Source organism: Acinetobacter sp. YH12128 (assembly GCF_013418655.1).
Taxonomy (GTDB): Bacteria; Pseudomonadota; Gammaproteobacteria; order Pseudomonadales; family Moraxellaceae; genus Acinetobacter; species Acinetobacter amyesii.
The window spans coordinates 1-10,823 of the sequence record NZ_VPBO01000042.1; the positions used below are offsets into that span (position 1 = coordinate 1).

The 10,823-nt window shown below is 37.2% G+C and carries 9 protein-coding genes; 6 read left to right on the forward strand and 3 right to left on the reverse strand.

Translation table 11 applies throughout. The annotated features are described in order from the left end of the window. Nucleotides 1-242 precede the first annotated feature (242 nt). Nucleotides 243-698, forward strand: a complete 456-nt coding sequence (locus FTU64_RS15635) for a restriction endonuclease subunit S (protein ID WP_373886584.1) — start codon at nucleotides 243-245, stop codon at nucleotides 696-698. A 214-nt stretch (nucleotides 699-912) separates the two neighbouring features. Continuing rightward, on the forward strand, nucleotides 913-3,876 hold the full coding sequence (locus tag FTU64_RS15640; protein ID WP_180060255.1) for a type I restriction endonuclease subunit R: 2,964 nt from the start codon (nucleotides 913-915) through the stop codon (nucleotides 3,874-3,876). Nucleotides 3,877-4,025: 149 nt separating this feature from the next. Here FTU64_RS15640 and FTU64_RS15645 read toward each other — a convergent pair whose 3' ends face one another. After that, a complete protein-coding gene (locus FTU64_RS15645) occupies nucleotides 4,026-4,220 on the reverse strand; it encodes a hypothetical protein (RefSeq protein WP_078189992.1) in 195 nt (64 codons plus the stop codon). Nucleotides 4,221-4,677: 457 nt separating this feature from the next. Here FTU64_RS15645 and sbmA point away from each other — a divergent pair, with 457 nt between their 5' ends. From sbmA to FTU64_RS15665, 4 genes are all read left to right on the forward strand, one after another. Then, on the forward strand, nucleotides 4,678-5,874 hold the full coding sequence (gene sbmA, locus FTU64_RS15650; protein WP_180060257.1) for a peptide antibiotic transporter SbmA: 1,197 nt from the start codon (nucleotides 4,678-4,680) through the stop codon (nucleotides 5,872-5,874). A 465-nt stretch (nucleotides 5,875-6,339) separates the two neighbouring features. Beyond that, nucleotides 6,340-7,317, forward strand: a complete 978-nt coding sequence (locus tag FTU64_RS15655) for a hypothetical protein (protein WP_180060259.1) — start codon at nucleotides 6,340-6,342, stop codon at nucleotides 7,315-7,317. Nucleotides 7,318-7,412: 95 nt separating this feature from the next. After that, nucleotides 7,413-8,258 (forward strand): hypothetical protein, encoded by an 846-nt coding sequence (locus FTU64_RS15660; RefSeq protein ID WP_180055332.1) that lies wholly within the window; start codon nucleotides 7,413-7,415, stop codon nucleotides 8,256-8,258. 147 nt (nucleotides 8,259-8,405) lie between these two features. Continuing rightward, nucleotides 8,406-8,852 (forward strand): hypothetical protein, encoded by a 447-nt coding sequence (locus FTU64_RS15665; protein ID WP_257222277.1) that lies wholly within the window; start codon nucleotides 8,406-8,408, stop codon nucleotides 8,850-8,852. A gap of 108 nt (nucleotides 8,853-8,960) precedes the next feature. Here FTU64_RS15665 and FTU64_RS15670 read toward each other — a convergent pair whose 3' ends face one another. Together FTU64_RS15670 and FTU64_RS15675 are read right to left on the reverse strand one after the other, a co-directional pair. Then, nucleotides 8,961-9,539 (reverse strand): DJ-1/PfpI family protein, encoded by a 579-nt coding sequence (locus FTU64_RS15670; RefSeq protein WP_180055336.1) that lies wholly within the window; start codon nucleotides 9,537-9,539, stop codon nucleotides 8,961-8,963. Between the two features lie 364 nt (nucleotides 9,540-9,903). Next, nucleotides 9,904-10,509 (reverse strand): hypothetical protein, encoded by a 606-nt coding sequence (locus tag FTU64_RS15675; protein WP_180055338.1) that lies wholly within the window; start codon nucleotides 10,507-10,509, stop codon nucleotides 9,904-9,906. Nucleotides 10,510-10,823: the final 314 nt, after the last annotated feature.

Sequence of the window (10,823 nt, forward strand, 5' to 3'; positions counted from 1 at the left end):
TTATAATCAGCGAAGAATTCAAAAAGGCTTGGATTTTAAGACACCAAATCAAATGGCAGAAGACTTTTATCGGTTAGCTGCCTAGAATCTCCCAAGTGAAAGTCTCCTGCTAATTCAGCACACATCACCAATATAAACAGGGCATGATGCAAAAGCTGTTTAGTCAGAAGATTCGTTTTAAAGCAGATGATGGGAGTAAGTTTAGGGAGTGGGAAAATTTAAAATTTAGAGATGTTATTACTATCAAATATGGAAAAGATCATAAGGCATTAAAAGAAGGAAATATTCCTGTTCTTGGGACAGGTGGGATAATGCGATACGTTGATTCTTATCTTTACGACGGCGACAGTATTCTTATTGGTCGTAAAGGTACGATTGATAAACCTCAGTTTATATCTGGGAAATTTTGGACGGTTGATACTCTTTTTTATACGGAAATTGGTGAGAGATTAATACCTAAATTTGTTTATCAGCAACTGCTATTGGTTAATTGGTTAAATTTGAATGAAGCCACAGGTGTGCCAAGTTTAAATACAACCTCAATTGGTAATATTGAGGTCAAAGTACCTTGTTTAGAAGAACAAACCAAAATCGCTGATTTCCTATCAGCCATTGACCAAAAAATTGAAACTGTTGCACAGCAAATTGAACAAGCCAAACAGTGGAAAAAAGGCTTGTTACAGCAAATGTTTGTCTGATTGTTTATAGGGTTTCATAATATTCCTGCATTTATTCAAATGTGGGAATTTTTTTATTTAAGAAAGTACTGAAGGATTCCTAAAAGAAAAAACAGTGATCTGTATCATCAGTTTAGATGTTTATTTGATGAATTTAAAAGATTGAAAAATATAATAAATCTATTAGAATCAATAGATATGCATACCAATAGTTAAAAACTGAGCAGTATTATAAATGTCGACCCAAAAAGAACTCGAACTCGAAAACCAATTTATAGCGCACTTAACAACGTTAGGGTACGAGCGTGTTCAGTACAGAAACGAGGCAGCCTTACTCGCAAACTTAAAAAATCAAATAGAAAAATTTAATGCACTGACTGCACCACTCACACATGAGCAATGGGAACAGGTATGGAATTACCTGAGCAGTGAACATACGATTTTTGGCAAAGCCAAACTTTTACGTGGTTCATATCAGCTTAAACATGATGACGGTACGACCCAAACACTGCGCTTTTTAAGTGATGATGCAGCAAAAAATATTTTTCAAGTGACCAACCAAGTGACGGTGCAATACGGTGAGAGCGGTACAGAAACCAGCCGTTTTGATGTCACGCTATTGATCAACGGTTTTCCATTAGTACAAGTTGAACTTAAACGCAGTGGCGTAGAAATCGCACAAGCGTTTCACCAAGTGCATAACTACAGTAAAGATGCCTATACATCTGGAAAAGGTTTGTTTGGCTATATACAGCTCTTTGTTATTAGCAACAGCGTAAATTGCTTATATTATTCACACGGTACGCCACTGTTTGATTTTACATTTCCGTGGGCAGATGAAAGCAACAAAGCTATTAATGACTTGAGTAAATTTACCGAAGCATTTTTAAACGCACCACATATTACGAAAATGATCAGTAAATACATCGTTCAGCATCAAACCAATGAATGCTTAATGGTGCTGCGACCTTATCAAGTCTATGCAGTTGAAAACATGATTCAGCATGTGAAAACCTCAACCGATCATGCCTATATTTGGCATACAACAGGTTCAGGTAAAACACTCACGGCATTTAAAGCCAGTGAAATCATGCGTCAGTTGCCAGAAATAGAAAAAGTTATCTTTGTCGTGGACCGAAAAGACCTAGATAATCAAACCACTAAAGAGTTCAATGCCTTTGTTCCCGACTGCGTAGACCAAACGACCAACACCAAAACATTGGTCGAACAGCTCATCGGTAAACGGCTGAACTCACGAAAAAATGAAAGCAATATACTCACAGATAAATTGGTCGTGACGACCATTCAAAAGCTGAATAACGCAATTACACTCCCTAAATTCAGAGAATTGATCGCTGATTTGGCAGATAAAAAAGTCGTATTTATTTTTGATGAATGCCACCGCAGTCAATTTGGTGATACTCACCAAAATATCAAACGCTTCTTTAAACAGGCGCAAATGTTCGGTTTTACAGGCACGCCTATTTTTCCTGTGAACTGTCAAAGCATTGGTGGGGTGAAATACACCACAGAATTTCTATTTCCTAAACGGCTGCATAAATATGTGATTGTCGATGCGATAGCAGATAAAAATGTTTTACCTTTTCAAATTGATTATGTGGGGCAATTTACCGCTCATCAGGTGAATGCTGGTGATGAAAAAATACAAGGTATCGATACTAAAGAACTGTATGACAACCCTGAGCGCTTAGAAAAAATTGTACGTTATATTTTAAAAAATCATGACAAAAAAACGGCAAAACGCGAATTTTGTTCAATGTTTTGTGTCAGCTCAGTAGATGTCCTACTTCAATATTATGAAATATTTACCAGAGTCCAAGCAGAGTTGGTTGCAGAAGCGGACAAGAAGGAAGAAATTTATACCCCTTTAGTGATTGGTACGATTTTTTCTTTTGGAGCGCAGGATACGACAAACGACGCTAATGACTCCACAACAGGTACGATTTCTGAAGAAGAACTAGAACAGCCGAGTCAAGTTGATATGGGGCGTAAAGCGCAACTTGAACGGATCATTGCAGAATTCAATACGCGCCATCTGACTAGCTATAACTGTGACGAAGGATTTTACGAATATTATAAAAATCTAGGTGATCGCGTTAAGTACTTCAAAGTCCCTAAACCACCTAAAGAAGTTGGGGAGCTGAAAGGGCCACCAATTGATTTATTACTTGTGGTCAATATGTTCCTGACTGGGTTTGACTCATTGCCGCTCAATACGATTTATGTCGACAAGAACTTAAAATATCACGGTTTAATTCAGGCTTTTTCGCGTACAAACCGTATTTATAAGCCAACAAAAGCTTTTGGCAATGTCGTGTGTTTTAGAAATTTAAAGCAGGCAACAGATAAAGCTCTTTCTACTTTTGCAGACGACCAAAATTTTGAACAAGTGATTGTGCCACCATTGGATCAACAATTAGCAGAATTTAATAAGTGTGTTAGTGAATTAAGAAAAATAACACCTGAGTGTCAGTCAGTAGATGATCTAAAACTCGAAAGTCAGCAGTTGCAGTTTATTCAAGCTTTTCGTGATGTGATTCGTCTACATTCACAACTGAAAATGTATACAGACTTTGATGTTGATAAAGCAGTTATAGTGCCGCAAGAACTTGAGGACTATAAATCTAAATATAAAGATTTGTATGACAGAATAAATAAAGGTACAGCGGTTGAAAAAGATTCAGTGCTACGTGACGTGAGTTTTGCTTTAGATTTTATTATTAGTGATTATGTAAATCAGGATTATATTTATACATTATTAAATATGATTGCTGCTGCGCCACCATCCTCGATTCAAAGGGCTAAACAGCAGCAACAACTCCAATCTTTACTCAGTAATGACCGAAAAATGTATAAAAAAATGGATTTGATTCAGAAGTTTATTGATGAACAAATGCCACGAATGTTGAATGGTCAAAGTGTTCAAGATGCATTTAAGCAGTTTTGGGATGCAGAAAAACAGCAAGCCTACGATGTTTTTTGTAAAGATGAAAATCTTGTGATGGATGAGTTTAAAAAAGTGGTTAAACGATTTGATTTTACTGAACGTTTTCCGCACGCACATGAAATTCGGCCATTACCAAAAACCAAGCCTTCAGCACTGGTGAGTAAAGTGTATTTTGAGGGATTGCATCAGAAAACCAATGCGATTTTAGAAAAATATGATTTACGGATTTAAACGTTAATCTAAGTTATGAAAAATATTTGCTTAAAAGGAGGGTTCTTTTTATGGAATTTAAGAACCTTATCCTGTTTATTCAATAATTGTATGATTAAATTTCTTAGAATAAATATGATTTAAAAACAAATCACAAAGTGAGGCGAAAATTAAATTTCGCGCCAAACTTCATTCTTATCTTTCAATGAAATCATAAAGTTAAATTTGTCATCATTACTTACCAAAAGGCCTTCTGGCGTTTGCATAATCACTTTTAGAACGGTACCAGTTTCAAAAACCAAAGGACTGCAATTTTCTTTATTTAATGTAATTGGTTTGAGTAATTCAACAATTGCACTTTCCATTTTACTTCCCCAAGCATAGGTTGTTAATTGAACTTAGCATATTATTGGTGAAGAAACAGGTTTTGTAAATGACGTGAGCTACATCGCAGAAAATATTTTAGAGAATTCCATAACTTAAGTTTAAATAATGGTTAAATAATTTATGGATTTTAATTTATTGATATCAAAGAAAATTTATAAAATTACAAATTTTTTAAGTGTATCTGTATGCTTAAGATGCGTTTTTTGTTCCACAAACAATGACCAAATCATCAATATGACTTGATCAATAAAGGAATTTAAGGCAATTTTCAGTTTTCATGCTTAAGCTAACAGAATGATGTGTCGTCTTGTATTTGATTGTTAAATTTCAGATTAAACAGCGTTAAATATTCAATCCGAATAACAAAATTGATGAAATAAAACTTATCATCAGCAACTCAAACTAAAAACAAAGATTCAGGGAAATGTAGGACCAATGTTTAAATCTTTTTTTCCAAATCCAAAATGGTTTTTTGGATCATTCCTTATATGGTTCGTGATCAATATTGCCTTGTGGTATAGCGGTGGCAATAGTTGGGGTACGATGTTCGGTTTAGCTGCAAATTATCATCAAGCAGAATTGCCTATTGGTATTAGCCGATTTTGGAGCCCCAAATTTTTATGGTTCTATGCTTGGTTTTTTGTAGCAACGGCGCTTTTTGCAGCCTTTTGGAAGATTAAATCAGATAATCCTTGGCAACGATGGTCTGTGTGGGGAACCGCATTTATCCTGTTTAATGTTTGGTTTAGTGTGGAATGTAATGTCGTAATCAATGCTTGGTATAACCCATTCTATGATCTGATCCAGAAGATGCTTTCAGGTGGTGGGGGCGAAGTGGCGACGCTATATTCAGAGACGCTGACTTTTCTCTATGTGGCCATGGTATATGTCACACTGGCGGTATTGAACCTGTTTTTCGTTAGTCATTATGTTTTTCGTTGGCGTACCGCAATGAATGACTTTTATACTGCACATTGGGAAAAACTGAGAACCATCGAAGGTGCCTCACAGCGTATTCAAGAAGATACGATGCGTTTTGCGAGAACCACAGAAGGACTTGGGGTTAGCTTGGTTGAATCGGTGATGACCTTAATTGCATTTCTACCTGTGTTGTTAACTTTATCAACACATGTAAAGAAATTACCTGTCGTGGGGGAAATCGCCTATGCATTGGTTTGGGCGGCAGTCCTTTGGGCAGTATTAGGGACGGTTATTTTAATGCTTGTGGGTTATAAACTACCGGGTTTGGAGTTTAATAATCAAAAAGTCGAAGCAGCATATCGTAAAGAATTAGTTTATGGTGAAGATCATGCAGATCGAGCAGACCCTTTCACATTAAAAGAATTATTTACTAAAGTTCGTTTTAATTATTTTAGACTGTATTTCCACTACGCTTATTTCAACCTAGTTCGTATTTGGTATATGCAGCTTGATAATATTTATGGGTTCTTTGTATTGTTTCCAAGTATTGCAGCGGGAACAATCACGCTCGGTATATTAATGCAAATTTTAAATGTCTTTGGGCGTGTACGTGATTCCTTCCAATACCTGATTTCCTCATGGACAACCATTATCGAACTGATTTCTATTTATAAGCGTTTAAGAGCATTTGAAGAAAAAATTAACAATTGAGTTTATAAATTTAAAAAAAACCTGTAATAAAATGCAGGTTTTTTTATGACTTTAATTTTAAGTTAATATATTTCAATAAAATCAATAGATTAATATTTTTAGATGAGCTGTTTTTTTACTCGATTCCATATTGTCGCTCGAATCATGGATAGGCCCAGCTTTATATTATTATTAATAATAGAGGCTTGTTCTGATGGCAGATTTGATAAGCACATAGCGATACATAAATGCTTGCGAAATAACCTAAAAGGGAACGATGATGACCGTTCACCAAGGATAAACAAATACACTTAAATAAAATGTGAAATTCATCAAATTAAAATTAACAACATATGCACACATCTCAAACGTGTACGATTTTAGTGATTAAATTTATAAAAATAATAAATAAAATCAAGATTATAAAATTGTGAAAGGCACTAAATTACGCTATTTTTTAAGGGTGAATTTTTTGAGATTTTTGCTGTGAATTTAAAGGCAATTTTATGGGTGGGGAGTATTGGATTTGCATTACATGGTTGTACAACCATGCAGAGTTTAAACCCAAATTCATTTAATCATTATGCAACACCACAAGATGTGATCAATCAAAAAGGGCTAAATAGTTCAAATGGGAAGGCGAAAGAATACGTCTATGATTGGGGACCACAAAAGAAAAATGTTGAAGCAGAATCACTGATACCCAAGCAAAATATGAGTAGTTACTGCCAAGCCAAAAATGGCAAATTTATTCAACTGAATAAAAGTAATTTGAACCAAGTCAAAAATGCATGGAGTCGTAAATTATTAGCGACCTATAGCAGTATAAAACAGGGCACAGGCGTATTTCAGTGTAGTCAGGCAGATGGACAACGCTGGATGGTTGCAATTGAACCCGTTTCAGAGCGTAAATCAAATGACCGTTCTGAAACCCGCTTAGTGAGTTTGTATACAGCAATTATTGGACCCGAAGAACGTCGCAAAAACTATAATAAACAAGAAGAAACTGTAGCTAAAAAAGCCACACCAAGCAAAGCAAAAGCAAAAGCAACGACAACAAAAAGCAATGCGAAAGATGAAGCAAAAAAAGAAGTAGAGACTAAAAAAGAAACCAAAGCCAAAGAGCCTGAAAACAAACCTATAGTGAAACCAGTTGCTGAAACATCTCAGCAGATACAAATGCGCTTATATGTGAATGCACGACGTGACCTGAATGCCGGAAAAAACCAAGTCACCGCTTGTAATAATGCACAGCGCGCTTATAGCTATGGCAAATTAAATGGTGCAAATGCCAATAGAGCCTATGCTGAATCAGGTATGCTCGTTGCAAAATGCTTAACCTCAGTGCCTGCATATAGCAAAAGTTATCCAAACGCCAATGCAAGAGCCAAAGGCATCCTACAAAACTTGGCGACCAACTATAACCACGCAGGGGCAAAAAATATGTTGAATCGTATGAAATAAACTTCAACAGGATAAAAGCCATTTGGGGAAATAAGCTTTTATCCTGATCCAATGATGTACTCAGATAAAATTTTAAAAAATAATAAGGAAAAACCATGAGTTCAGTAAATGAAACTTATTTTAATGCACCATTATTTGACCGAGAATTAACAGAGATTACAGTCAATATCGAGCAAACACCCTTCTTTTTGAATGATCGTGGGCATCCAACATATTTAGCATCACTTGGGGCAGGAATTCATTTAATTACCGAGTCAGCCACCAATGCGAAAATGACGATGGGAAATCCCTACGATGTACCTTCCGAAATTTCGACTAAAATTACCAATTGGGGGGAGCAAACGGAGCTTGAATTTGAAGGGCAACACTTCGAGTTTATGCCATTGGTGGCAAGCAAAGAAACCGCGGCAGCTTTTGGTATCACCTTAGTTCAGGCAGGTGAAGCGATTCAGATTCATTCAAATCAAAAACGACTGTCAGAGATTCATTATGAATACGGCATGATGGCAGGTCATTGTTTTGCCTATCTAGATGGCGGTAAGCCTGACTGTAGTGGAAAAACCTTATTTCCTTATGTGGCTACTGATTTAGAACATCATGACTTTCCGCATATTTTTTGCTCGACCGATCAAGATCAACTGCCACTGGTCATCTCAGTAGGGCGCTATTTTCCAAATCTAGGCAAGATTTACTTGGCAGATTTATGGGTTAATCCCGGAGATGCTTTATATATTCCTGCGAAACCCAAATATTCGAATCCTGAGTTTATTGACCTACATAATAACCGTAATGCAGCACTTGCATGTTGGCGAGGGGATAGCAATAAATCGACATTGACCACCCATAGTTTGCTCGATACCCATGGACATTTTTACTGGTATTGGAATAGAAGGCCAACGATTCATCCTCTCATCTATGCACCGACTAGCAAAAATGAATAGTTGAGTTACATAGACCAAACAGCAAATACAGCACTTCATGATACAAAGGTGACTCAAGTTTTGGGAGTTTGGTCTATGGCTTACGGTTTATCTAAAAAATTACATCTACGTTTTTCACGACCAACAGGTTTGGCTTTATTGACGCTCATGATGCTCGGAACGACTCAGGTGAGTTTGGCGAGTCCGACGGTCGATCAGCTCAGTCAATGTTTAGTGAAATCGACTACTGCGGCGGATAAAAAGGCGGTTTTACAATGGACCTTTTCTGCATTGGCAGCACATCCAGATTTAAAACAGTACAGTAATGTCAGTGATGCGCAAAAAACGCAACTCGATAAAAATTTGGCGCAGGTCATGCAACGAATCTTGGTTGAGCAATGTTCTACGCAAACGCAGGCCGTAATTAAAGCCGACGGTCTACAGGCTGTAGGCGAAAGTTTTCAAGAGCTTGGTAGTATCACAGGGGATGAAATATTAAAGACGCCTGAAATTAAACAACAATTACAAGGCGTACTGCGTTATGTCGATTTGAATAAATTGGTGACTAAATTTTTAACCCCAGAAATTTGGAATAAGTTAGGTGTGGTTCGTTAATTTTATTTTGAGTAAATAAAAAATGCTCCTTTTATACAAGGAGCATTTTTTATGGATTCACCCTAAATGGATGATGATCCAATGCGTTTTAGTTTCGTGACTCAAGCATTAAATGGTAATCGTCGCGCCTAATGCTTTAACAAATTGCGCCATCCACGCAGGGTGAGCAGGCCAAGCAGGAGCAGTAACTAAATGACCGTCGGTCACTGCATCCGTGACTGCAATATCGGCATACTGTCCGCCTGCCAATTTGACTTCAGCGGCACAAGCCGGGTAAGCGGAACAGGTGCGGCCTTTGAGTACATCTGCTGCTGCAAGGATCTGTGCGCCATGACACACGGCTGCAATTGGTTTTTTCACACTGTCAAATTCACGTACGATTTCGATTACACGATTATTCATGCGCAGGTATTCCGGTGCACGACCACCTGGGATCACCAGACCAACATAGTCTTCGGTATTTACCGTACTAAAGTCATAGTTAATGGCAAAGTTATGGCCGCGTTTTTCGCTATAGGTCTGGTCACCTTCAAAGTCGTGTATAGCAGTTGCCACTGTGTCACCAGCTTTCTTGTCTGGACAGACTGCATGTACGGTATAACCAAGACCAACTAAAAATTGAAAAGGTACCATTGTTTCGTAGTCTTCAGCATAGTCGCCCACGAGCATAAGAATTTGTTTTGACATGATGTAACCCTCTGTTGAAATATGATTTATATCAATTTTTCATTTACCTTAGCATATTGAAATGACAGTTTTAAGCAGGCTGTAAATTCTTTAGTTGTATATTTTTATTTAGATTTATAAAAAGTTATGGATGGTTATAGTTCAAATTATGATGAGTCTAGTAGGCTAGCTGTTATCAATTATTAATGACTTTAGTGTTTTTCACAAAGTTTTAAAAAGTTAAATATTTACCTCTCCCTTGTGCAGCAGTGCTGTTCATCTACTAAATGGAGAGGTAAGTAACAATCCATAACGGTATTAAATTAGCAATGGAAGCACCTTCTCCCACTGGGAGAAGGCGGGGGGTAGAGGGAAACTTAAAAAATTAAATCAGATCAGGATAAAATTTCTCAAATCCCTCATTCACCGCTTCACCTCGCAGCAAATAGCCTTTCGGTTGGATATAACTATAAATTTTCCGTGCGGGTTGTTCATGCCAGCCAATGTTAAAAGCACAGAGTTTTGGGAAAAATTGCAAATGGCTATAGTTCAGATGGTTATGAATCCAATAGGCGAGTTGTTGCCAATTGCTTTGGTCTTTTTCATAAAGTTTTAAAAATGATGGAATGACGATACACGCCGTTGCACCGTAGCCTTTTGCGTCAGGATAGTCCCAAATATGGCTTGCAAAGTTTTTCTCATTGCTCGCGCAGTTGTGTCCTTTTTCATTGCCGATTTGGTTCACGCTTGGTGAACGGTACGCGGAACGAATGGCAATACGTCCAAACTTTTCTTGCAGTGGTTCAAGTAGTTCTTCGCAGAGTTTTGAGCCCATACGAATCGCAATGTCAGGATGGTCGGGGAAGTTAGGTACACCGTACCAATTTGCGATTTCGCTATAGAGGAAATCACGCATAAAAAAAGACTTTGACAGTTGAATACGTCCTAAGTCTTCGAGTTTGGCGATAGAGGATACTTTTTTGATGGTCATGTTGTTTTTAGTGTGAAGTATTTGGATTGATTGTATGGTTAAAAATATGAAAATTAAATATTTACTTCTCCCTAACCCTCTTTTTAAAAGTGAGGGAATTTCTATTGCAGAACCTATAACGGTATTAAATTAGTAATGGATGCTCCTTCTCCCATTGGGAGAAGGTGGGGATGAGGGGGGATAAGTCTGATGTGTGCTGAATTAGCAGGAGACTTTCACTTGGGAGATTCTAGGCAGCTAACCGATAAAAGTCTTCTGCCATTTGATTTGGTGTCTTAAAATCCAAGCCTTTTTGAATTCTTCGCTGATTATAA